The 23,993-nt window shown below is 60.7% G+C and carries 21 protein-coding genes; 3 read left to right on the forward strand and 18 right to left on the reverse strand.

What is annotated here, in order from left to right:
• Positions 1 to 165: 165 nt before the first annotated feature.
• From AC3YUO_RS00205 to AC3YUO_RS00215, 3 genes are all read right to left on the reverse strand, one after another.
• Complete coding sequence (locus AC3YUO_RS00205; protein ID WP_489961034.1) at positions 166 to 522, reverse strand: arsenate reductase family protein; 357 nt, start codon at positions 520 to 522, stop codon at positions 166 to 168.
• A 97-nt stretch (positions 523 to 619) separates the two neighbouring features.
• Positions 620 to 1,045 carry a serine proteinase gene (locus tag AC3YUO_RS00210; RefSeq protein WP_489961035.1) on the reverse strand — a complete coding sequence of 142 codons (426 nt, stop codon included), beginning with the start codon at positions 1,043 to 1,045 and terminating at the stop codon, positions 620 to 622.
• 168 nt (positions 1,046 to 1,213) lie between these two features.
• On the reverse strand, positions 1,214 to 2,581 hold the full coding sequence (locus tag AC3YUO_RS00215; protein ID WP_489961036.1) for a uracil-xanthine permease family protein: 1,368 nt from the start codon (positions 2,579 to 2,581) through the stop codon (positions 1,214 to 1,216).
• A gap of 384 nt (positions 2,582 to 2,965) precedes the next feature.
• Between AC3YUO_RS00215 and AC3YUO_RS00220 the strand changes: the two genes are divergently transcribed.
• From AC3YUO_RS00220 to AC3YUO_RS00230, 3 genes are all read left to right on the forward strand, one after another.
• On the forward strand, positions 2,966 to 4,225 hold the full coding sequence (locus AC3YUO_RS00220; protein WP_489961037.1) for a diaminopimelate decarboxylase: 1,260 nt from the start codon (positions 2,966 to 2,968) through the stop codon (positions 4,223 to 4,225).
• Between the two features lie 94 nt (positions 4,226 to 4,319).
• Positions 4,320 to 4,676, forward strand: a complete 357-nt coding sequence (locus AC3YUO_RS00225; RefSeq protein WP_489961481.1) for a CidA/LrgA family protein — start codon at positions 4,320 to 4,322, stop codon at positions 4,674 to 4,676.
• Positions 4,669 to 5,349: an LrgB family protein gene (locus AC3YUO_RS00230; RefSeq protein WP_489961038.1), complete on the forward strand. Its 681-nt coding sequence runs from the start codon at positions 4,669 to 4,671 to the stop codon at positions 5,347 to 5,349. Before AC3YUO_RS00225 ends, AC3YUO_RS00230 begins: the two co-directional genes overlap by 8 nt.
• Positions 5,350 to 5,411: 62 nt before the next feature.
• On the opposite strand, the gene ftsZ is transcribed toward AC3YUO_RS00230, so the two are convergent.
• The 15 genes from ftsZ to gatC all read right to left on the reverse strand — a co-directional run bounded on the left by ftsZ (position 5,412) and on the right by gatC (position 23,981).
• Positions 5,412 to 6,563, reverse strand: coding sequence for a cell division protein FtsZ (gene ftsZ, locus AC3YUO_RS00235; protein ID WP_489961039.1), 1,152 nt, complete (start codon positions 6,561 to 6,563; stop codon positions 5,412 to 5,414).
• Positions 6,564 to 6,722: 159 nt separating this feature from the next.
• On the reverse strand, positions 6,723 to 7,490 hold the full coding sequence (locus AC3YUO_RS00240) for a cell division protein FtsQ/DivIB (RefSeq protein ID WP_489961040.1): 768 nt from the start codon (positions 7,488 to 7,490) through the stop codon (positions 6,723 to 6,725).
• A gap of 39 nt (positions 7,491 to 7,529) precedes the next feature.
• Positions 7,530 to 8,786 carry a UDP-N-acetylglucosamine 1-carboxyvinyltransferase gene (gene murA, locus AC3YUO_RS00245; RefSeq protein ID WP_489961041.1) on the reverse strand — a complete coding sequence of 419 codons (1,257 nt, stop codon included), beginning with the start codon at positions 8,784 to 8,786 and terminating at the stop codon, positions 7,530 to 7,532.
• A 78-nt stretch (positions 8,787 to 8,864) separates the two neighbouring features.
• Entirely contained in the window at positions 8,865 to 9,983 is a 1,119-nt protein-coding gene (murG, locus tag AC3YUO_RS00250; RefSeq protein ID WP_489961042.1) for an undecaprenyldiphospho-muramoylpentapeptide beta-N-acetylglucosaminyltransferase, read from the reverse strand.
• A gap of 53 nt (positions 9,984 to 10,036) precedes the next feature.
• On the reverse strand, positions 10,037 to 11,254 hold the full coding sequence (gene ftsW / locus AC3YUO_RS00255; protein WP_489961043.1) for a putative lipid II flippase FtsW: 1,218 nt from the start codon (positions 11,252 to 11,254) through the stop codon (positions 10,037 to 10,039).
• Positions 11,255 to 11,350: 96 nt separating this feature from the next.
• Complete coding sequence (gene mraY, locus AC3YUO_RS00260; protein WP_489961044.1) at positions 11,351 to 12,337, reverse strand: phospho-N-acetylmuramoyl-pentapeptide-transferase; 987 nt, start codon at positions 12,335 to 12,337, stop codon at positions 11,351 to 11,353.
• A gap of 63 nt (positions 12,338 to 12,400) precedes the next feature.
• The gene (locus AC3YUO_RS00265) at positions 12,401 to 13,885 is read right to left on the reverse strand and encodes a UDP-N-acetylmuramoyl-L-alanyl-D-glutamate--2,6-diaminopimelate ligase (protein WP_489961045.1); all 1,485 of its coding nucleotides are present in this window, start codon (positions 13,883 to 13,885) and stop codon (positions 12,401 to 12,403) included.
• 352 nt (positions 13,886 to 14,237) lie between these two features.
• A complete protein-coding gene (locus AC3YUO_RS00270) occupies positions 14,238 to 16,682 on the reverse strand; it encodes a penicillin-binding transpeptidase domain-containing protein (protein WP_489961046.1) in 2,445 nt (814 codons plus the stop codon).
• Positions 16,683 to 16,773: 91 nt separating this feature from the next.
• Positions 16,774 to 17,340, reverse strand: a complete 567-nt coding sequence (locus AC3YUO_RS00275; RefSeq protein WP_489961047.1) for a hypothetical protein — start codon at positions 17,338 to 17,340, stop codon at positions 16,774 to 16,776.
• A 73-nt stretch (positions 17,341 to 17,413) separates the two neighbouring features.
• Entirely contained in the window at positions 17,414 to 18,358 is a 945-nt protein-coding gene (rsmH, locus tag AC3YUO_RS00280; RefSeq protein WP_489961048.1) for a 16S rRNA (cytosine(1402)-N(4))-methyltransferase RsmH, read from the reverse strand.
• Position 18,359: 1 nt separating this feature from the next.
• A complete protein-coding gene (gene mraZ, locus AC3YUO_RS00285; RefSeq protein ID WP_489961049.1) occupies positions 18,360 to 18,776 on the reverse strand; it encodes a division/cell wall cluster transcriptional repressor MraZ in 417 nt (138 codons plus the stop codon).
• A gap of 309 nt (positions 18,777 to 19,085) precedes the next feature.
• Positions 19,086 to 20,606 (reverse strand): 4Fe-4S dicluster domain-containing protein, encoded by a 1,521-nt coding sequence (locus AC3YUO_RS00290; protein ID WP_489961050.1) that lies wholly within the window; start codon positions 20,604 to 20,606, stop codon positions 19,086 to 19,088.
• A gap of 172 nt (positions 20,607 to 20,778) precedes the next feature.
• Positions 20,779 to 22,209, reverse strand: coding sequence for an Asp-tRNA(Asn)/Glu-tRNA(Gln) amidotransferase subunit GatB (gene gatB / locus AC3YUO_RS00295; RefSeq protein ID WP_489961051.1), 1,431 nt, complete (start codon positions 22,207 to 22,209; stop codon positions 20,779 to 20,781).
• Between the two features lies 1 nt (position 22,210).
• Entirely contained in the window at positions 22,211 to 23,680 is a 1,470-nt protein-coding gene (gatA, locus tag AC3YUO_RS00300; RefSeq protein ID WP_489961052.1) for an Asp-tRNA(Asn)/Glu-tRNA(Gln) amidotransferase subunit GatA, read from the reverse strand.
• A gap of 13 nt (positions 23,681 to 23,693) precedes the next feature.
• Positions 23,694 to 23,981 carry an Asp-tRNA(Asn)/Glu-tRNA(Gln) amidotransferase subunit GatC gene (gene gatC, locus AC3YUO_RS00305; RefSeq protein WP_489961053.1) on the reverse strand — a complete coding sequence of 96 codons (288 nt, stop codon included), beginning with the start codon at positions 23,979 to 23,981 and terminating at the stop codon, positions 23,694 to 23,696.
• Between the last annotated feature and the right edge of the window lie 12 nt (positions 23,982 to 23,993).

Raw genomic sequence — 23,993 nt, forward strand, 5'->3', positions numbered from 1 at the left:
GCAAAAAACGGACGGCACGTTTGCCGTCCGCCTTTTCATTATGGCCTGCAATGTGGGGCTTCAACCGTGGAGAGCCCTTCCAGCATTACCAGCCGGCCCGGAGCAGATGCCTGCGGCCTCTGTGTTCCCCAAACTCAAACTGGAAACATCCGTTAAGCTGGAAATTTATGTTTTGGACAGGTGCTCTTCCCACTCCTCCTGGCGGAAGCCCACCAGCACAAACTGCTCTCCCACCAGAATGGGCCGCTTTACCAGCATGCCGTCCCCGGCCAGCAGGCCGAGCTGCTCCTCCCGGGACATCTGGGGGAGTTTATCCTTCAACCCCATGGCCTTGTAGATCTGCCCGGAGGTGTTGAACCATTTTTTCAGGGGAAGTCCGCTCTCTTCCGTCCAGCGGGTCAGTTCCTCCAGCGTGGGATTGTCCTCCTTAATATCCCTCTGGACATAGGATACATTCCGGCTGTCCAAAAACTTTTTGGCCCGCTGGCTGGTGGAACACTTGGGATATCCTAAAAACAGCATAAAAACCGTTCCTTTCCCGATCCGCCGGCCTATGCACGGCAGATAACTTGTAAAAACCGCAGCCCGTCCCGGCCTCCGCCGGGACGGACCTGTCGGCTTATTCCTCGCTCTTGGGCTCCTCGGCCTGCTCCGGCTCCTGAACCTCCTGAGACTCCTGGGCGGGCTCAGGCTGGCTGACGGGATTCGCCTCCACAAAGGTGACCACCTCGACGTCCTCGTCGCTGCTGTTCTTCAGCTGGGCGATCCGGTCGTTGTTGGTCTCGATGGCGGCCCGGGCAGCGGTAATCTTCTCACAGGCGGCGGCATAGGCGCCGTCAGGCGCACTGCCATGCTCGGCATAGTACAGCTTGCCCAGCTCAATATAGGCCTTCTTAATGGTGTCCTCCTCGCCCAAATTGGCGGTCTTCAGCTTGGCAATCTCCGCCAGCCGCTTGGACTGAGCCACACCGGCCTGGGCCAGATCGGTGGCTTTCTCTTTAAAATTATCGAAAAATCCCATGGTAATGAAACCTCCTTCATTCATACGGTTTCCCGTCTTGGTGGTCTCATTCTATCTTATTTTTCCCACCCACGCAAGAAGCACGCTTCGGATTTAATCAATTTTTTAGGATTGCTCCGCTCTGGTTTTAAGAAAGACCGCCGCCCGACCTTTCGGCCGAACGGCGGTCTGATTTCATTTGATATTCCGCAATTACTGCGCGTGAATGCCCCGGTTCTGGTCGCCCTCGGGGTTGGTGCCGAACTCATAGTCGTTGCCGGGAAGGATGGCATTGAGGATGATGCCGGCCAGAGCGGCGATGGCCAGACCGGTGAGGGTGATGGAGGTACCGCCCACATTGAAGGTCAGGCCGGAGGAGAAGCCCAGGCCGCACACCAGGATAACGGCGGCGATGATGAGGTTGCGGGACTTGGTGAGGTCCACGTTGTTCTCCACGATGTTGCGCACACCGATGGCGGAAATCATACCGTAGAGGATGAAGGACACGCCGCCCACAATGGCAGAGGGCATGGAGCCGATGATGTCAGCCACCTTGGGGATGAAGGACAGGACGATGGCGTACACCGCAGCCAGGCGGATGACCCGGGGGTCATAGACGCGGGAGAGCACCAGAACGCCGGTGTTCTCGCCGTAGGTGGTGTTGGCGGGGCCGCCGAACATGCCGGCCAGGGCGGTGGCGATACCGTCGCCCACCAGGGTGCGGTGCAGGCCGGGCTTTTCAATGAAGTTCTTGCCCACCGTGGCGGAGATGGCGGACATGTCGCCGATGTGCTCCATCATGGTAGCCAGGGCGATGGGGGCCATGACCAGGATGGCGGTGATGTCAAACTTGGCAATCTGGAAGGGGGGCAGGCCCACAAAGCTGGCCTGAGCCACAGCGGTGAAGTCCATGAGGGGCTTCACGCCGCCCGCTCCGTCGGAGATGGTGACGCCGCAGGCATTCATGATAAGGGCGGCGATGTAGGAGATGACCACGCCCATGAGGATGGGGATAATCTTGAACATGCCCTTGCCCCAGATGTTGAAGATGATGATGACAGCCAGGGCGATGAGAGCCAGAGGCCAGCAGGTGGAGGCGTTGCTCACCGCAGAGGGGGCCAGGGTCAGGCCGATGCACACGATGATGGGACCGGTGACCACAGGGGGCAGGAAGCGCATGACCTTCTTCACGCCCACCAGACGGATGACCAGAGCCAGAATCAGGTACAGAAGGCCGGCCACCACGATGCCGCCGCAGGTGTAGGCCAGCTTTTCCTGGGCGGGCATATTCTCATAGATGCCCGTGTTCAGGTTGGCCATGGTGCTGAAGCCGCCCAGGAAGGCGAAGGAGGACCCCAGGAAAGCAGGGATCTGGAACTTGGAGCACACATGGAAAAACAGGGTACCCACACCGGCAAAGAACAGGGTGGTCTGAATATCCAGAGGCAGGCCGTACTGCTGTACCAGGATGGGCACCAGAATGGTGGCGCCAAACATGGCAAACATGTGCTGCAGGCCCAGAATCAGCATCTTGGGCGTGCCCAGCTGCCGGGCGTCGCGGATGGGTTCGTTCGGACTCATTTTCATTTCTCCCTTCTGAAACACACACAAAAAAAGACAATCACGCCGGTGATTGTCCTCCAATATGAGAAAAGACGGCACTCCCATGTCCAAACAGCTGTCCCAGATGCAGCAATTTTGTCATAGAAGCTCCCTCCTTTCACGTTCCGAAGTATCATAGCAGAATCTTTGGTGAAGTGCAAGAGAATTTGGAGGATTTTGTCGTTTTTTTCAGAACTCGCAAAAGAAATTTTCCTCCTTGGCGGGATGTTGTACCTTCCGCGCATTGACTTTTTTGCTGTATCTGGATAAACTATATGTGATTTTCCTGTTTCAGACCCTTTTCGCCTCCCGTCGGAGGCATTTTATCTGTCTGCCTGCGGCAGAATAAGGAGCGGACAAGCTGTGAAAAAGCCTTTTGTTTCCCTGGAGCAGCTGGAGCACATCGCTGCCCAATATCCCACCCCCTTCCACATCTACGACGAGGCGGGCATCCGCAGCACCGCCCGGGCGCTGTATAAGGCCTTTGCCTGGAACCCCGGCTACCGGGAGTACTTCGCCGTGAAGGCCACCCCCAATCCTCAGATCCTCAAGCTTTTGAAGGAGGAGGGCTGCGGCGTGGACTGCTCCTCCCTCACGGAGCTGATGATGGCCCAGCGCTGCGGCTTTGCCGGGGACGAGATTATGTTCTCCTCCAACGACACCCCCGCGGAGGAGTTTGCCCTGGCTGCCAAGCTGGGGGCCACCATTAACCTGGACGACATCAGCCACATTGAATTTCTGAAAAAGACCATCGGCTCCATCCCCAAGAAGATCTCCTGCCGGTATAATCCCGGCGGCACCTTCACCCTGGGGGAGAGCGAGGAGGGCTTCCAGGTTATGGACAACCCCGGCCAGGCCAAGTACGGCATGACCCGGGAGCAGATGACCCAGGCCTTCCGCACCCTGAAGGAGCTGGGCGCGGAGGAGTTCGGCATCCACGCCTTCCTGGCCTCCAACACGCTGTCCAACGAGTATTACCCCGCCCTGGCCGCCATCCTCTTCCGCATGGCCGCGGAGCTGAAGGAGGAGACGGGCTGCCACATCACCTTCATTAACCTCTCCGGCGGCGTGGGTGTCCCCTACCGCCCGGATCAGCCCGCCAACGACATTGCTGTTATCGGCGAGGGCGTGCGCCGGGCCTACGAGGAGATTCTGGTGCCCGCCGGCATGGGCGATGTGTCCCTGTGCACTGAGCTGGGCCGCTTCATGCTGGCCCCCCACGGCCACCTGGTCACCCGGGTGCTCCACGAGAAGAAGACCTACAAGGACTACATCGGAGTGGACGCCTGCGCTGCCAACCTGATGCGGCCCGCCATGTACGGCGCCTACCACCACATCACCGTCATGGGCAAGGAGGACGCCCCCTGCGACCACATGTACGACGTCACCGGCGCCCTGTGTGAAAACAACGACAAGTTCGCTGTGGACCGGATGCTGCCGGAAATTCAAATTGGCAACCTGCTGGTTATTCACGACACCGGCGCTCACGGCCACGCCATGGGCTACCAGTATAACGGCCGCCTGCGCTCGGCGGAGCTGCTGCTCCAGAGCGACGGCTCTGTCCGGCTCATCCGCCGGGCCGAGACTCCCGAGGACTACTTTGCCACCGCGATCTGGGACTGATTGTTTCGGACCGGACGCCCACCGGGGCAGGAGGCACAGCCTTCTGCCCCGTTTCTTTTTTACTCCCCTGTCGAGGTGATTTGCGTTGAACATTATGGGCGAGATCGCCATTATCTTTGGAATCTGCCTGGCCTCCGAGGGCATATCCGCCCTGCTGCCCATCCCTTTCCCCGCCAGCGTGCTCAGCATGCTGATTCTTCTGGCACTGCTGCTCTCCGGTGTGGTGAAGGACCGCCACATCCGGCGCTCCTGCGGTTTTTTTACCAGCAACATGGCGTTTTTCTTCATCCCCCCCTGTGTGGGCATTCTGGAGCATGTCTCCACCCTGTCCGCCGTTCTGGTTCCGTTTCTCATTATCAGCATCATCACCACCCCTTTAGTGTATCTGGTCACCGCCTGGGTCATTCAGCTGATGATGAAGGCTCGGAAAGGAGGTCTGAGCCATGATTGATACCATGCTTTCCTCCCCTCTCTTCGGGCTTGTCCTCACCTGCATCGCCTGGTGCATCGGCTGCTGGGTGCAGAAGCGGACCGGTATTTTCCTGCTCAATCCCCTAGTCATCGCCGTGGCCGTTATTCTTGCGGTTCTGCTGGCCCTGGATATCCCCTATTCCTCCTATCAGCTGGGGGGAGACATGATCTCCCTCATGCTGGGCCCGGTCACTGCGGTACTGGCCCTGAACATCTACCACCAGCGCACCCTGCTGCGGGAATACTTCTGGCCCGTCCTCACAGGCTGCCTGGCCGGAACTCTCACCAGCGTAGGGTCCATTCTCCTGCTGTGCCGGCTGCTGGCGCTGGACTCCTCCATCACCGCCTCCCTGCTGCCCAAGAGCGTCACCACAGCTATTGCTGTGGCCATTGCCGATTCCGGCGGCGGCATCCAAAGCATCACGGTGGCCGCCGTTATCATCGCCGGAGTGGTGGGCGCTATTTTTGCTCCCCTCTTCGCCCGGCTGTTCCGGATTACGGACCCGGTAGCCGAGGGGGTGGCCATTGGCGCCTGCAGCCACGCGCTGGGCACCTCCAAGGCAATGGAAATCGGCCAGCTTCAGGGCGCCATGAGCTCCATCTCCCTGTGTGTATGCGGAATCATGACCTCTCTCTTGGCCCTGTTTCTGTAAAACGATAAAAAAACTCCCGCGCCATAGGACGCGGGAGTTTTTCATTCCTCAACTTGCTTTTCTCAGCGCTTCTTGCTGAAAATGCGCTCCAGAATATCCCAGTCGTCGTCGCTGACGGGGGACTTGACCGTCTCGGCAGCGGGCTGGGCGGCGGGAGCACTCTCCTGTGCCTGAGCCTCGGGCTGCGCGGCGGCAGCGGGCTGGGCGGCAGGGCGCTGCTCCTGGGCAGCGGGGGCGGGCTGAGCCGCGCCGCTCTTGCTCTCGTCAAAGCCGGTGGCAATGACGGTGACCCGGATCTCGTCCTCCAGCGTCTCGTCGAAGGCCGCACCAAAGATGATGTTGGCGTCGGGGTGAGCGGCCTCCTGCACCAAGTTGGCGGCGGTCTCCACCTCTTCCAGGCCGATGTCCATGGAGCCGGTGACGTTGATCAGCACGCCCTTGGCCCCGTTGATGGAGGTCTCCAGCAGGGGGCTGGAAATGGCCATACGGGCGGCCTCCTCGGCCTTGTTCTTGCCGGCGGCGCGGCCCACGCCCATGTGGGCACGGCCGGCGTCCTTCATGACGGCGGACACGTCGGCAAAGTCCAGGTTGATGAATCCGGTGTTCTTGATCAGGTCGGAGATGGACTGAACGGCCTGCTGCAGCACATCGTCGGCAATCTCAAAGGCGTTGACCATGGTGATCTTCTGGTCGGTGGCCAGCTTCAGGCGCTCGTTGGGGATAATAACCAGGGAGTCCACCTTGTTGCGCAGCTCGGCAATGCCGCCCTCGGCCTGCTTCATGCGGCGCATACCCTCAAAGCGGAAGGGCTTGGTGACCACGCCTACGGTAAGCACGCCCAGCTCCTTGGCGATATCGGCCACAATGGGGGCCGCGCCGGTGCCGGTGCCGCCGCCCATGCCGGCAGTGATAAACACCATGTCGGCATCCTCAAGGGCCTTGGAAATCTGCGTACGGTTCTCCTCGGCGGACTTACGGCCCACCTCGGGGTCGGAACCGGCGCCCTGACCGTTGGTCAGCTTCTCACCAATCTGAATCTTAAAGGTTGCGCTGGAGATGGCCAGAGCCTGCTTATCCGTGTTCACCGCGATGAAATCCACACCCTTGGTGCCCGTTCTCACCATGCGGTTGACCACGTTGTTGCCGCCGCCACCTACACCGATTACCTTGATGTTTACCACGCTGTCAGGACCCATATCCAATCCGAAGGCCATTGCCCGTTCCTCCTATGTAGAAAATGAAAGTCTCCCCCAAAACAAGCTATTGTGGGGGAGGCCCCGTTGTCAAGTCAACATTTTGTTATATTGTATCGCTCTTTTTTCGTGAGGTCAAGAGAAAATGCACCCGGCGCCGAAAGTTTCCAGTTTCCCCCTTTATTCGGGAGAAAATACCGCTGCCTTCTCCTCCTGGGTCAGATCCCAGCTGCCCCGGACGTCCTCTCCCATGCGCTCATTCAGGTCCTTTACGACCTCCTGCAGCACCTTCATACGGTAGGAGAAGTCGGAATTCAGCAGCAGCTTGACGGAAAACCGTCCCTCATATTCCATGGTGATGCGGGTGGAGGTCAGGTCAATGGCCGAGACCTCGTGAATCATATTCTGCTGCTGCAGCACGTTCAGCAGCTCCAGCAACGCCTCCAGCTGAGGTGTCTCCTCCTGGGATACCGCCAGCTGCTGTCCCGGCTGGGGGGCCAGACCCTGAATGCCGGTGACGTTGATGACTCCGGCGTTCTCCGGAGCCTGCTCCAGCAGCTTTCCGCCCACACTGATGAGCCAGCTGCCATCGCCTCCCGGCACCTGGGCCACTGCCTCCCACTCGGTCACGGTAATGACCAGCGTACTGGGCAGATTGCGGCGAATGGTCATACTCTCCAGATAGGGCAGCTGCTCCTCCGCCTGCTCAATGCGCTGAAACTTATTCATCCGGAACAGGTTGTCACCCACCTGGACGCCCGCCGCCGCAATGATCTCCTCCTGGGTATAGCGGCTGTTGCCCGAGACCACAATGGTCTCCACCTGGAAAAACACTGTGGCGCCGAAGGTCAGGGCGGCGGCAGCGGTGAGGATGCACAGCAGCTTGAACAGGGGGCCGAAGCGCCTCCTGTTCCGCCTGCGTTTTCGATTGTTTCTTCCTCTCGCCATACTGGTTTCTCCTATGTATCTGCTTTGTCCGCCGGGCGCTCAATCCACACTGCGGATGTCCGCTCCCAGGGCACTGAGGGCCCGGTCCAGGCCGTCGTAGCCCCGGAACACATGGCTGAGGCCGGAGACCAGGGTCTCCCCCTCCGCCCCCAAAGCTGCCACCACCAGGGCGGCTCCGCCCCGCAGGTCGGTGCCCCGAACCGGCGCACCGTGGAGCCGGCCCACACCGGTTACCACCGCCACCCGGCCGGAGGCCCGGATGTCCGCCCCCATACGGCGCAGCTCATCCACATGGCGGTAGCGGCTGTCAAAAATGTTCTCCACAAACATGGTGGTTCCTCGGCCGCCCGCCAAAGCGGCCATCAAAATGGCCTGGGCATCGGTGGGAAAGCCCGGGTAGGGAGCGGTGCGCACCGGAGAGATTCCCCGCAGCAGTCCCTCACACTCCACTGACGCCCAGTCCGGGCCGGTATGCACCCCACAGCCCGCCTCCTGCAGGCAGGAGAGCACCGCGGTCAGGTGCTCGGGGTTCACCCCCGCCACCTCCACCCGGCCTCCCGCCGTACCGGCGGCGCAGAGATAAGTAGCTGCGGCGATCCGGTCCCCCATCACCCGGCAGCGTCCCGGATGGAGGGGCAGGCCGCCCCGCACGTACACCACAGAGCTCCCTGCCCCGGATACCTGGGCACCCATAGAGCGAAGGAACCCCTGGAGATCCTCAATTTCCGGCTCCCGGGCGGCTCCCACAATGGTGGTAAGGCCCGGACAGCCGCAGGCGGCCAGCATGGCGTTCTCCGTGGCCCCCACGCTGGGAATGGACAGGCACAGCTCCCGCCCGTGCAGGTGCTTGCCGCCCCGGCAGCGCAGGCAGCCCTGCTCTTCCCGGATTTCCGCCCCCAGCGCCCGCAGGGCGGCCAGATGTAAGTCGATGGGCCGGGGGCCCAGCTCGCAGCCCCCTGGATAGGACAGCTCTGCCGTCCCCATTCGGGCCAGCAGCGCTCCCAGGAAAATCACAGAGGACCGCATCTCCCGCATCAGCCGCTCCGGAATATCGGAGCGGCGCAGCAGGGAGGCGTCCACCGTTACGGTGTCTCCATCCCGGTCTACCCGGCACCCCAAAAGGGACAAGATATCCAGCGCGGCGGACACATCGGACAAATCGGGACAGTTTTCAATCACGCTCCGACCAGGCGCCAGCAGCGTCGCCGACAAAATGGGCAGCACGCTGTTCTTGGCCCCCTGGACCGTCAGGCGGCCCTCCAGAGGCCGGCCGCCCACAATTCGATAACAACTCATAGGATAGCCTCCAAATCCTCCATATTCAGGCTATCCTATGCGAAAAAGAGAAACTTGGTTTCTGGACGTGGGAATCCGTCAGTGCAGAATTTCCAGCAGGGTCTCGTAAATCTTCTCCCCCGCGTCAGGTACCGCCATGGCCTTCAGGGTCTTGGACATCTCCTCCCGGCGGCTGGGCTCCCGGATGAGGAGGCTGGCCGTATCATAGAGGGTGTCCTCCACGCAGTCCTGCTCCCGCAGCAGAATGGCCGCTCCCTGGTCAGCCAGCACCCGGGCATTTTTCTCCTGGTGGTTGGCGGTGACGTTGGGAGAGGGAACCAGAATGGAGGGCTTGGCAATGGCGGCAATCTCCGAAATGGTGGAGGCACCGGCCCGGCACAGCACCACGTCGGCGGCAGCCATCACAAGGGGCATGTCGTAGATATATTCCCGCACCTCAATGCCGTTGTCCCCCAGCTGCAAGCCCCGGCGCAGCAGCTCCTCCTGCATCCAGGGGAAGTCCCGACCGGCGCCGTGGATGTGGCGCCAGGGCGCTCCGTCATAGCACTCCTTGGTGATGAAGTCCACCATCTTCTGGTTCATCACCTCAGCCCCCAGGGAGCCCCAGTAGGACAGCAGCAGGGGCCGCTGGTCGTCAAAGCCCAGCTTGGCCCGGGCCTCCTCCCGGGTGTAACGGAAGAAATCGCCCCGCACCGGAGTGCCGGTGACCACCACCTTCTCGGGGTGGTCGTAGTGGGCTCGGCTCTCCTCAAAGCCCACCATCACCCGGTCCACCACCTTGGAAAGTGCCTTGGTGGTCAGGCCGGGCACAGCGTTGGACTCGTGGACGGCGGTGGGGATGTGCCGGCGGGCCGCCTCGCTCACTACGGGGAAGGAAGCATAGCCCCCCGTTCCCACCACCAGGTCAGGCCGGAACTCATCCAGAATGGCCTGCGCCTGCTTTTTGGACTTCTGCATGTTGATAAGGGTCCCAAAATTATGGGCCACATCGGCAGGAGCAAAGGAGCGGCGGAAATTGGTAATGGTGACCGAGCGAATCTCGTACCCCTCCTTGGGCACCAGCTTGTTCTCCATTCCCCCGTCCGCGCCCACAAAGAGGATGCGGCAGCCGGGGTGCTTTTCCTGGAAAATACGGGCCAGGGCCACAGCAGGATTGACGTGTCCCGCGGTCCCGCCGCAGGTAAAGAGCACGTTCATGAAATCACCTCAGAAGTATATTGTCTGAATGAGAAAACCGGACGCCCGGATCTTTAATCTTTTTTGGGGGCGGGAATCTGCCGGGAGATGCTGAGAATAATGCCCATCTCCGCCAGATTCATCACCAGTGCCGTTCCGCCGTAGCTGAAGAACGGAAGAGAAATGCCGGTATTGGGAATCAGGTTGGTAATAACCCCGATGTTCAGGAACACCTGAACCGCCATCAGGGTGGTAATGCCCACAATGGTCAGAGAGCCGAATTTATCCCTTGCGTGAAGGGCCAGCCAGTAGCCCCGCAGGATGAGCAGGGCAAACAGCAGCAGCACAATGGCTGCGCCTATAAAGCCCAGTTCCTCCACCACAATGGAGAAGACGAAGTCGTTCTCCGGCTCGGGAATGTAGAGGAACTTCTGCATGCTCTTGCCCAGGCCCCGGCCCAAAAGGCCGCCCGAACCAATGGCATACAGGGACTGAATGGTCTGGTAGCCCTTACCCTGGGGATCGCTCCAGGGATTGAGCCACAGCTCAATACGCCGGGTCATATAGGGCGTGTTGAGCATGATAAAGGTCAGAACCGCAGCTGCGGCACCGCCCACTCCCACAAACCAGCCCAGGTTAATCCCCGCCGCAAAAAGCACCGAGGCGGCACCCACCATGACCAGGATGGTTCCTGACATGTGGTGCTCCAGCAGCACCAGGCCCAGCACCATACCAAGCACTACGCCGTAGGGCACCAGCTCCAGGAAGCCCACACGCTCCAGCCGGTTCAGCGTCCGGCCCGTGAGGGTACGGTTGGTGTACTTCCGTTTCTTTTCCGTGTCCCGCTTGGACAGGCGGGCGGCAAAAAAGATGATCACGGCGATTTTGGCAATCTCTGAAGGCTGATAGGTGGGGCCAGCCACCAGGGCCATTTTCAGCCACCGCTGAGCGCCGTTAATCTCCACACCCAGTGGGGTAAGCACCAGCACCAGCAGGCCGATGGCCACAATCAGAAGGGGAATGGACAGGATGCGGAAGGTCTGATAATTGATTTTGGAAACCAGGTACATGACCACAACGCCCACCACGGCAAACATCGCCTGGCGTTTGATGTAAAACAGGGGGTTGTTGCCCACCTTGGCATCATAATAGGCAGAGGCATAGGAGGCGGAGAACACCATGATAAGCCCGATCCCCACCAGCAGCATCACCAGCATCAGGAACGGCAAATCCATGGGGCCCCGGGCCAGCTGCTCCTCCATGGTCAAATCTCGTTTTGCTTTCCGGGCCATCGGCTCTCACTTCCTCTCACAAGGGCAGCGCCCGTCTTGCAAAGGCACTCCATTCCTGTCTGTTTTGTTTGAAAGGGGTCTTATTCCTAAATTTTCTTACACGGGGTAGCGGTACATCACGCCCACAAAGGCCAGCACACACAGCACCAGCGTCACGCCGGAAAAGACGCAGAACAGCTTGGTTTCGCTCCAGCCGCCCATCTCCAGATGGTGGTGCAGCGGGGCCATGCGGAAAAAGCGCTTGCCATGGGTCTTCTTGAAATAGACCACCTGGATGATGTCAGAGAGCACCTCCACCACATAGACCAGTCCCACGATGGGAATGACCAGAGGGAGGTCCAGAGCAAAGGCCAGACCGCACACCATGCCGCCCAGGAACAGGGATCCGGTATCGCCCATGAAAACCTTGGCGGGGTGGAAATTGTAGATCAGGAAGGCGGACAGTCCGCCGGCCAAGGCGGCAGAGAGGACCATCAGGTCCTGGCGGCCGTACCAGGCGGACACAGCCAGATAGAACAGGGCCACGGGGATGGTCACACCGGTGGCCAGGCCGTCAATGCCGTCGGTGAGGTTCACCGCATTCACCGTGCCCACCATAACAAAGGCGGCAAACACCATATACACCACCCAGGGCAGAATGATCTCCACCCCCAGGAAGGGAATATACAGATTGGGGCTGAGGTAGCCCTGCTGGCGCAGCAGCACCGTGAAGGCGATGGCGGCTGCCAGCTGGAGCAGGAACTTCTGGGGGGCGGTCAGGCCCTCATTGGCGTGGTGGCGCAGCTTCTGGAAGTCATCAATGAAGCCGATGACACCAAACACCAGCGCAAACAGGAACACATGCACATGGTTCCAGTTCCCCATGCGGATCTGCTCCACTCCGGCTGCCACAATGGCCACGGCGATGGCCAGAATAAACATCAGGCCGCCCATAGTGGGAGTGCCCTGTTTGGACATGTGCCAGGTGGGTCCATCCTCCCGAATGGATTGCCCCGCCTTCAGCCGGCGCAGCACCGGAATCAGAATCTGTCCTGCAATCACGGCCACACCAAAGGCCACAATAAAACTGAGGATATATGTCATAACCGAAACCTCCAGGTTCTCTTTCTCCTGCGTAGATCCGCGCCCACACAGCGCGGCATAATATTATACAACAGATAGTGGAATATTTCCAGACTTATCTTGCCGCGTTTCCGCCTTTTGAAACCACTCTTTTACGATTTCCCGCTCATCCATGGGGTACTGAATTCCATCAATTTCCTGGTAGGTCTCATGGCCCTTCCCCGCCAGGACAATGACATCCCCAGGCCGTCCCTGCTCCAGGGCCCAGCCGATGGCGCGGCGGCGGTCAGGCTCCACGTAGATGGGGCCCTCCTCCATACCGGACAAAATGTCGGCTATAATGGCCTCCGGGTCCTCAGTGCGGGGATTGTCGGAGGTCACCACCACCAGATCGGCCAGTTCCCGGGCAATGGCGCCCATGATGGGACGTTTGGTTTTATCCCGGTCCCCGCCGCAGCCGAACAGGCAGATGAGCCGTCCCGCTGTAAAGTCCCGTGCTGTCATAAGAATATTCTCCAGTGCATTGGGGGTATGCGCGTAGTCGATGAGGACGGTGTAGGCCCTGGGAACCGGCACCACCTCCACCCGGCCCTTCACCCCGTGGACACAGCGCAGGGCCCGGGCCATATCCTCCAGCTCCAGGCCCAGGCAGAGCCCTGTGGACAGGGCGGCCAGGGCGTTGTAGATGGAAAAACCTCCGGGAATGGGCAAATGAATTCGTGAAAGCTTCCCCAGCGTAACCGCCTCGAACTCCACATGACTGGGGAACAGTCGGATGTTCCGTGCGGTGAGGTCCGCAGTGGATCGGTTTTCTGAGTAGGTAAACACGGGTACAGACACGGTTTTCTGATAATACCGTCCCGCCTCGTCATCCAGATTCAGGACCGCCCGCCGGCTCTGGGCAAAGAGCAGACCCTTGGCCCCACGGTAGGCCTCCATGGTGCCGTGGTAGTCCAGATGGTCCTGGGTCAGATTGGTGAAAACTCCGACGGCAAAGGTGAGCCCCGCCGTGCGGTGCTGGACCAGAGCGTGGGAGGAGGCCTCCATCACCACATGGGTACAGCCCTCGTCCGCCATCTGCCGCAGCAGCTGCTGGAGCTCATAGCTTTCGGGCGTGGTACGGTGGGCGGGCAGCTCCCTCTGACCGATAAGGTTGCGGTTGGTGCCGATGAGGCCCACCTTGGCGCCCAGAACCCCCTCCAGCATCTCCTTTAAAAGGCTGGTGGTGGTGGTCTTTCCGTTGGTGCCGGTAACCGCCAGCAGAGTCATCCCGTCTCCGGGCCGGCCAAACCAGTTTGCCGACACCAGGGCCAAGGCAAGGCGGGTATCCTCCACCGTCAGCCAGGGGCCCGCTTTTCCCGGAGCCTCCCGGCAGAGCACCGCCGCCGCCCCCTTTTCCAGTGCGGTCTCAATGTAGCGGTGGCCGTCGGTCTTCTCCCCGGACAGGGCCACAAACAGAGCGCCGGGCTCCAGGGTCCGGCTGTCGTAGGATATGGAAGAAATTTCCATTTCCAAATTAGCCGCCGCCCCCGTGAGGGGGACGCCGGCCAAAAGGCTGCGCAAGTTCATGGTGTCACCCCTCAAGGGTGCAGTTTCATTCTATCTAAGAAGTGCGAAGGATAGGCATGCAGGGGAGCTTGGAACGGAGCGACGGATGCAAACCAAGGCGGGCATAGCCCGACTGTTTGCGTCCGGAGTCGAAGCGAAAGCGACCCGACCGCACGCCCAATCCGCAGCATGACAACAAGAAGTGCGAAGGATAGGCGCATAGGGGAAGCACACTCCGGAGCGGATGGGCAAAGCCAGGAACGACCGCAGGTCGGGCCGGGTTTGCCCGAAGTCGAAGGAGTTGCTGACCCGGCCATGCGCCCAATCCGCAGCATGCCAATAAGAAGTGCGAAGGCGCGGGGATACCTCCGATTTAATCCACCGCCACAGAGCCATCCTCCACCATGTTGGCAAACTGGACGTCCACCACGGTGCCGATGGCGGCTACGGTACCGCTCTCCACACTCTGGCTTTCCGCGGTACTGGCATTTCCGTAGTAAGTGGAAGTACCGGTGGCCCGCATGAAGAAGCCCGCCTCCTCCAGCTTTTTCTTGGCATTTTCATAGCCAAGTCCGACCACATTGGGCACGGTGCCCGTCTCCTCGGGGACTGCGTCACCCAGATAGAGAATCACCGTGGAACCGCCGGGAACTGCCGAAGCAGCGGCGGGAATCTGGCTGGTTACCGTATCTCCCTCGCCCACCGTGCGGTATTTCAGGTTTTTATCCTTCAGAGCCGAGGCGGCGTCGTCCACCGTCTTACCCACTACCTTGGGCGTGGACACATCCACAGCGGCGGATTCCGCCTCCGTATACTTTTTCTCCACACCCATGTAGTCCAGAATATCCGCAATCAGGGGGCCGGCCTTTTTGGCGGCCATGTTGCCGCCGCTGATGTAGACGCCGGTGGTGGAAACCTTGGGATTGGTCTCGCTCTCCTGAGGATGGTCATAGGCGATGAGGACAATGACCTGGGGATCGTCTGCCGGGGCAAAGCCCATGAAGGAGACGATGGTACGCCCCACCTCGTCGGTCTGAGAGGAGCCGGTCTTGCCGCCGATGCGGTAGCCCGCCACATAGGCGTTGCTGCCGGTGCCCTCAGAGACCACGCTCTCCAGAATCTTGACCACCCGCTGGCTGGTCTGCTGGCTGACCACCTGGCGCACCACGGTGGGCTCGGTGTTTTCAATCACCGTGCCGTCCTTGGAGCTGATGGACTGAACCACATAGGGCTGCATCAGGTTTCCGCCATTGATGGTGGCGGCAAAGGCCGTAATCATCTGGATGGGAGTAACGGTAAAGCGCTGGCCAAAGGAGGCCACGGCCAGGTCTACCCCGCTCATCTCGTCCCGGGGCCAGATATTTTCCGCCGCGCTGGCCTCGCCGGGCAGGTCGATTCCCGTCTGTTCCGTCAGGCCAAAGGCCTCGAAATAATCATAGAAGGTATCAATCCCCAGCTTCTGTCCAATCTGGATAAAGGCAGGGTTGCAGGAGTTCTGCACCGCCTCGGCCAGGGTCTGAGTCCCGTGGCCGGGTGCCGTCTTGGAACAGTTGATGGCCTTGGGATAGCCAGGCACCTTAACAGAGCCGGTACAGGTGAAGGTATCGCTCTCAGTGACCAACCCCTCCTCCAGGGCAGCGGCCAGCACCAGAGCTTTGAAGGTGGAACCGGGCTCATAGCGGTCGTTGACCGCCTTGCTGCGCCACTGGGACAGCCAGGCCTGGCTGTACGCCTGGGCCTTGGCCTGCTCCATCAGCTCCTCCATGGTCAGATTCTCGGCGTTCTGGGTCTTCAGCTGCTCATAAATGGAGTTGGTATTGCTCTCCAGCGTTTCATTGAGCACATCGTCCAGAATCTGGGAGTAGTTGTTGGGATCAAAATCAGGGGAGCTGGCAATGGCCAGAATCGCTCCGGTATTGGGATCCATGACGATGCCGAAGGCGCCTTCCCGCACGTCAAACTCCTCAATGCCCTCCTCCAGGGTCTTTTCCAGATAGGACTGGATGGTGGCATCGACGGTGAGGTTCAGGTCATAGCCGTCAATGGCGTCAATAAACTCGGAGTAGTTATCGTACATCTGAGTGCCCTTGCCGGTTTTGGTGGTGACCACACGGCCGGCGGTACCCTCCAGCACATCGTTGTAGGCAGCCTCCAGGCCGTAGGCGCCCCCCTCCGCGTTGACAAAGCCCAGAGCCTGAGCCGCCAGACTGGAGTAGGGATAGTAGCGCTTGGTACCCGCCACCAGATAGAGGTAATGAGAGGTCTTGTTCTCCACAATGTAGGAGCGGATGGCCTCGGCATCCTCCTCTTCAATGCTGGTCTTGATCTCCTTGTAGGCGTATTTGCTGTCCCGTACCTGCTGCTCCAGCTTCTCCCGATCCAGATCGGGGATCAGCGTCATCAGGTCGTCAATCAGCTTATCCTGCTCCGCCTTCACTGCCGCTTCCCAGGCTGCTTCGTCCAGGTTGCCGTCCTCGTCGGTGTAGTCCTTCTCCGGCACCTTATCCTGCACCAGGTCCCGAGGAGACAGGATCAGGTTGTAGACCGTGGCCGACATGGCCAGCACGTTGCCGTTCCGGTCATAGATGTTGCCCCGGGAGGCGGACACGGACAGGTCCAGCGTCTGCTGGCTGGTAGCCTTCTGCTGGTAGTAGTCGTGGTTGACAATGGCAATGTCCCACAGCTTCCACAGCAGCGGAATAAACAGAATCACGCCGCACACCAGCATCAGAAACACGGTGCGGCGGAAAATCGTTCGTTTGCTACGGGCACTGCGGGCGGGCGTCCCGCGCTGCGTGGTTCCATGTTCTTCCCGCAATTTGGTTCCTCCTTTCTGCGGTGAAGGGGCGCAAGAAAATTTCTTTCTTGCGCCCCACTTCTCTCTTTCGTCGCTCATCTATATGACTCGATTACCGGAAATATTCAATTAAATCTCCCAAGGCCTGGCCCGCGGCGTGCAGAGCGCTCATAAAGCCGCTTTCCGTCTCCTGGCCAAACACCACCACGGTGTCATCCTCGGACAGGTCCACATAGACCACCTGGTCGCTGCTGGGACGGGTCATGGTATCACCCACCGCCTGCTGAATGGTCTCCATATCAAAGACCTTCTCATACTGTGCGGACAGAGTGGCATTCTCCGCCTGGAGGGTGTTCAGCTCGCTGTTCAGAGAGGCCATCTGGCCATTGAGCACCGTGTACTGAACAAAGCTCAGAAGCAGCATGGTGGCAAACACCGCCACCGCAAAGAAGCCCACAACCGCAAAGGGAGCTACCTGCCCGGCCTCCCGGACCTGAACACGGGTACGGGTAAGCGCCTGGTGACGGACCCGGGGGCGCTGCTTGGGCTGGGGACGGCGCTGCAGCTCCTCCTCCCGACGGGGGACACGGACGGCGGGCCCATCATAAGCGGGGGCATAGGCCACACTGCCATAGGTACCGTATCCATAGGTATTCACATTGCGTCGGCGGGATGCCATGGCGCTCACTCCATTCCTCGTTTGTTATCTTTCCACACACAGCTTTCCCACTCCGGGGATCAGGGGGTGCAACTTATTTCAGCTTCTCCGCCACCCGCAGCTTGGCGCTTCGGGCACGGGGGTTTTCTTCAATTTCCTGCTGGCTGGGCAGGATGGGCTTTTTGTTCACCAGCTTGATGTCCGGCGTCCGCCCGCACACACAGACGGGGAAGTCCGGCGGGCAGATACAGCCCTTGGCAAAGGCCCCAAAGCCGGTTTTCACAATGCGGTCCTCCAGCGAGTGGAAGGTAATCACCGCCAGGCGCCCGCCCTTGTTCAGCTTGGGCACCGCGCCTTGGATCATCCGGTCCACTGAGGAGAGCTCATCGTTGACCGCGATGCGGATGGCCTGGAAGGAGCGCTTGGCGGGGTGCTGCTTCTCCTTCAGGGCCCGGGCCGGCATGGCCTCCTTGATGATGTCCACCAGCTCCAGGGTGGTCTCAATGGGCCGCTCCTCCCTGTGGCGGACAATGGCCGCTGCAATCAGCGGGGCGTACCGCTCTTCCCCGTACTGGAAGAGGATTCTTCGCAGCTCCTCCTGGGACCAGGTGTTGACCACATCGGCGGCGGTCAGCCCCTCCGAACGGTCCATACGCATGTCCAGGGGCGCGTCGGCCATGTAGGAAAAGCCCCGGCTGCCGTCGTCCAGCTGCGGGGAGGACACACCTAAATCAAAGAGCATCCCGTCCACGCCGGAGATTCCAAGCTCGTCCAAAATTTCGCTGACCCGGTCAAAATTGCTGTGTACCAGCGTGACCCGGTCCATCCACTCGCCCAGCCGCTCCTGGGCCGCGTCCAGGGCCGCCTGATCCCGGTCCACGCAGATGAGCCTACCGCTGCCGCTCAGCCGTCGGGCAATCTCCCGACTGTGTCCGGCTCGGCCCAGCGTGCCGTCCAGATAAATGCCCTCCGGGCGGATGTTCAATGCCTCAATACACTCGCCCAGCAGCACCGGACGGTGGGTATAAATCTCACTCATATCAGAACCCCAGTTCCGCCATGCAGGCGGCCATCTTCTCCGGGGTCATCTCTTCCTCCTCCTGAGCGCTCCAGACGTCGGCCGCCCAGATTTCCGCCCGGTCGTTTACCCCGATGATGACTACGTCCTTGTCCAGACCCGCGTACTTGCGCAGCTTCTGGGGAATAACAATGCGGCCCTGACTGTCCAGCTCGCACTTGGCGGCATTGGCAAAAAGGGGCCGCATCGCCTTGGATTGGCTCATAGGCAGAGAGGCAAATTTCTCCGTGAAGCGGTCCCAGGTGGACTGGGGATAGATGGCCAGGCAGGCGTCCACGCCCATGGCCAGATAGAAGGTATCGCCCAGCTCTACACGCAGCTTGGAGGGGATGAACAGCCGGCCCTTGGAATCGATGCTGTGCTCGTATGTGCCGGTCACGTTCTTCACCTCTCCTCCACTTTCATGGATTTTAGGGGGAATTCACTCCACTTTGCCCCACCTTGCTTTCTAGTATATGATCTGTTGACATAAATTGCAAGAGTTTTTTTCCTGGAAAAGCATAGAAAAAACCGCCGATTTCCTTCGAAATCAGCGGTTTTTTCTGTAAAACATTCGTTCTAATTAGTTTACCGTAACATTTTTCCGAAACGATAGCTGCAAAATATGCCGTTTTCGTTCCGTTTTTAGTCCATTATCTTGTGCTTCCGGAGACATAAAATCCCGTCTTGCGGGAGGAAAGCTGCTTTGTCAGCTTTCCTCCACTTCCTGCAGCCGCTTGGTGATTTTGGACTCCACCGCATTCTGGGACTGAGCGGCAGCCTTGTACTTTGCAACACCCGCCGAGCTCTTCTTCACCGGGGAAATGGTGCCGGCGCCGGCCACACAGCCGCCGGGGCAGCCCATGCCCTCCAGAAGGTATCCGTTATACTTGCCGGTCTTGGCAATCATCAGCATCTTCCGGCACTCCCGCAGGCCGTCGGCGTACTCCACATTGACCTCGCGGTCGGGCTCTATCTCGTGGATGGCAGCCTTCACCGCGGCGGCCACACCGCCGGTGACGGCGAAGCCGCGTCCGGCGCCGGTGGCGTTCATAAAGTCGTCCTCGGGGTGGCCGGGCATCTTGCTGGGATCCACGCCCTTGGCGTCAAAGACGCCCTGCATCTCCTCAAAGGTCAGGACGAAGTCCACATCGCTTCGGATGGTGCGGCGGGAGGCCTCCAGCTTCTTGGCGGCGCAGGGGCCGATGAAGACGACCCGGGCATCGGTGTGATCCTTCTTGATAAGGCGGGCGGTAAGCACCATGGGGGTAAGGGCCATGGAAATGTTGTCCTTAAACTGGGGGAAGAGCTTCTTGGCCATCACAGACCAGGAGGGGCAGCAGGAGGTGGCCAGGAAGGGCAGCTCATTGGGCACCTTCTCCAGGAAGTCCTTGGCCTCCTCCACGGTGCACAGGTCGGCGCCCACGGCCACTTCCTTCACATCGTAGAAGCCCAGCTCCAGCATGGCCTCCTTCATCTGGGCGGCGGAGACGTTCTCGCCGAACTGGGTGACAAAGGCGGGAGCCACGGCGGCAATCACCTTGTCCCCCCGCTTGAGAGCCTGGATCATCTGGAAGATCTGGCTCTTGTCGGCGATGGCGCCGAAGGGGCAGTTCACCAGGCACATACCGCAGGAAACGCACTTGTCGTAGTCAATCTTGGCCCGGCCCAGCTCGTCGGAGCCGATGGCGTCCATGCCGCAGGCCTCGGCGCAGGGGCGCTCGAACTTGATGATGGCGTTGTAGGGGCACTCGTCCACACACTTGCCGCACTTGATACACTTGTCCTGATCGATGACGCTCTTGCCCTGGACAATGTGGATGGCGTCCTTGGGGCAGACCTCACGGCAGGGATGGGCCAGGCAGCCCTGGCACATGTTGCTCACCCGCACCTGCTTGGGGGGGCAGGCATTGCAGGCAAAGGAGATGATGTTGATCAGCGGGGGCTCGTAGTACTTCTCGGCCACCACGCTCTCCTCCAGCTTGGCATCCGTGGGGGTATACTCATTCAAATCACGCAGGGGCAGGCCAATGGCCAGACGGACACGCTCACTGACGATGGCACGCTCCACCAGAATGTTCTGGCGGTACTTAGCCACCTCACCCGGAATGATCTTGTGGGGCAGACGGCGGATGGTCTCCGCATAGTTGCCGCCCTCGAATGCCATCCGGGCCACCTCAGTGAACACCTGACGGCGGATATCGTTAACAACGGTATGAACGCCTCGCATGAAACGCCCTCCTTCTCCCGTATTTTCCTCCACATCATACCATAAGAACCCAGTCTTTACAATGGCCATTCCTACAAGGCTTGCCCATTTTTGCAGGAAAAAATTTATTTTTTAGGAGATTGAAGGAACTCCGCCATTTCGTCCGCTGCCGTTTTTCTATTTCCTTAGAGCCTCAACGGGTTAACCGGTCCCGCACCGCCTCATTTACCGTCTTGGGATCCGCCTTGCCCTTCAGCCGGCGCATCACCTGCCCCACCAGGAAGCCAAGCACCTTTTCGTTGCCGGCCTTGAAGTCTGCCACGGCGGCGGCGTTTTCCGCAAAGGCCTCCTCCACCGCCCGCTCAACAAGGGCGGGGTCGCTCACCTGCTCCAGGCCGTGCTCCTTCACATAGGCACGGGCGTCGGCGTTGTCCGGGAAGATGGCCCGGAACACCTTGGCGGCGGTGTTGCGGTTGATGGTGCCCTGCTCCACCATAGAAATGAGGGCGGCGAGGTTCTCCGGCGTGAGCTTCATGTCCTTGGGCTCCAGCTCCTCTTCCTTCAGCCGGCGCATCATCTCGCCCAGCATCCAGTTGGCCGCCTCCTTGGCAGGGGCGCCCAGGGCCACCGTGGCCTCAAAGAAGTCCACCAAGGCCTTCTGGGCGGTAATTTGTCCCGCGTCGTATTCGGGCAGGCCGTACTCCTTCTGGTAGCGCTCCTTCCGCTCCTCGGCCATCTCAGGCTGCTCCTTCCGCAGCCCCTCCAGGTACGCCTCCGACAGCTCCAGGGGCGGGATGTCAGGCTCCGGGAAGTAGCGGTAGTCCTGAGCGTTCTCCTTGGAGCGCATGGAGAAGGTGGCGTCCTTGTTGTCGTCCCAGCGGCGGGTCTCCTGGATGACCCGCTTGCCCTCCTCCAGCAGCTCAATCTGCCGCCGGGTCTCGTAGGCGATGGCCCGGGAAATGGCCTTGAAGGAGTTGAGGTTCTTCATCTCCGTGCGGGTACCGAATTCCGTGGACCCTGCCGGGCGGACGGACAGGTTCACGTCGCAGCGCAGGGAGCCCTCCTGCATCTTACAGTCGGACACGCCCAGGTACTCCAGGGTGGACTTCAGCTTCTCCAGGTAGGCGATGACCTGCTCGGCGGTGCGGAAGTCGGGCTCGGTGACAATCTCAATGAGGGGCACGCCGCAGCGGTTGTAGTCTGCCTTGGTCTGGTCCACCCAGGGGTCGTGGACCAGCTTGCCCGCGTCCTCCTCCATGTGGAGCTCGTGGATGCGGATGTCCCGCTCCCCTTCCCCGGTCTGGATGGTCACCCGGCCGTCGCGAGCGATAGGCAGATAGAGCTGGGAGATCTGATAGGCCTTGGGCAGGTCGGGGTAGAAGTAGTTCTTCCGGTCAAACTTGTTGTACCGGGTAATCTCGCAGTTCAGGGCCAGGCCGGCCTTGCAGGCAAACTCCACCACCTTTTTGTTCACCACCGGCAGAGTACCAGGCATGCCCATGCACACGGGGCAGCAGTGGGTGTTGGGGGCGCCGCCGAAGGCGGTGGTGCAGGAACAAAAGATTTTCGTTTTGGTGGCCAGCTCCACGTGGGTCTCCAGGCCAATTACCGTTTCCCAGGTCATATCAGAAAACCTCCTTCTCATAGGGAGAGCGCTTGTGCCAGTCCGTGTCCAGCTGGAAGGCGTGGGCGGCGTTCAGCACCGCCGCCTCCCCCAGGGCCGGACCGATGAGCTGGGCGCCGATAGGCATGCCGCACTTGTCAAAGCCGCAGGGCATGGACAATCCGGGCAGACCAGCCAGGTTCACCGACACGGTGTCGATGTCGCTGAGGTACATCTGCAGGGGATCGCTGAGGCTCTCCCCCAGCTTGGGGGCCGTAGTGGGGGCCACGGGGGTGAGCATTAGGTCGCAGCGCTCAAAGGCCTGGTCAAAGGCCGCCTTGATGAGCCCTTTGGCCTGGAGGGCCTTCTTGTAGTAGGCGTCATAATAGCCCGAGGAGAGAACGAAGGTGCCCAGCAGGATGCGGCGCTTCACCTCCGCTCCGAAGCCCTGGGTGCGGGTCTTGCAGTAGAGGTCGGTGAGGTCCTCGTACCCCTCCGCCCGCCAGCCGTACTTCACGCCGTCAAACCGGGAGAGGTTGGAGGAGGCCTCCGCAGCGGCAATAATATAATAGGTAGGCACCATATACTGCATCACCGGGAAGTCAAACTCCACCAGCTGGGCGCCCCGGCTCTTGAGCACGTCAGCGGCCTCCAGCACAGCCCGGCGCACCTCCGGGTCCAGGCCCTCGCCGAAGCAGTCGGCGGGCAGGCCGATTTTCATCCCCCGCACGTCGCCGGTGAGGGAGGCGAGCAATCCGCCCGCGGGCACGTCCAGGCTGGTTCCGTCCCGGGGGTCCTTGCCCATGAGGGCGTCCAGCACGGCGGCGCAGTCGGCGGCGGATCGGGCCAGAGGGCCGATCTGATCCAGAGAGGAGGCGTAGGCGATGAGGCCGTAGCGGCTGACGGTGCCGTAGGTGGGCTTGATGCCAGTGACGCCGCAGTAGGAGGCGGGCTGGCGGATGGATCCGCCGGTGTCCGAGCCCAGGGCGTACCAGCACTCCCGGCCGGCCACAGCGGCAGCCGCACCGCCGGAGGAGCCGCCGGGCACCCGCCCAGTGTCCCAGGGGTTGCGGGTGGGGCCGTAGAAGGAGGTCTCGGTGGTGGAGCCCATGGCAAATTCATCCATGTTCAGCTTGCCCAGAGAGACGCAGCCCGTCCCCTCCATCCGCTCTGCCGCGGTGGCCTGGTAGGGGGGCGTGAAGTCCCCCAGAATCTTGGAGGCGCAGGAGGTCTTGACCCCCTTGGTGCAGATGTTGTCCTTGATGGCCATGGGCACGCCGTAGAGGGGGCTGGCTGCCTCCTTTACGCCCACCTGGAGAGCCCGTGCCCGCTCCAGGGCCTGCTCCCCGGTGCGGGTGATGAAGCAGTTGAGCTCCCCCTCCCGCTGTTCCACGGCCTCCAGGGCCGCCCGGGTGGCCTCCTCAATGGAGACCTCCCCCTTCTTGATGACCGCCCCCAGCTCCAGGGCGGTGAGTTCTGTCAGTTTCTCCACGGTACGTTCCTCCTCACTCCACAGCCTTGGGCACCAGGAAGGCCTCGCCGTCGCTGGCCGGGGCGTTCTTCAGCAGCTCCGAACGGTCTCCCGAGGGGACCACCTCGTCCTCCCGGAGCACGTTTTTCACCGGGAACACATGGCTCATAGGCTCCACGCCGCTAGTGTCCAGGGTGTCCAGCACATCCATGTAGGCCAGAATGCCTTGAAGCTCTCCGGTCATGCGCTCCTTCTCCTCCTGGGGCAGGCGCAGCCGGGACAGGTCCGAAATATAATCCACCATCTCTGTGGTAATGTTCATGGCAAATACTCC

This window comes from Pseudoflavonifractor sp. HNCC25GI2 (genome assembly GCF_058136395.1).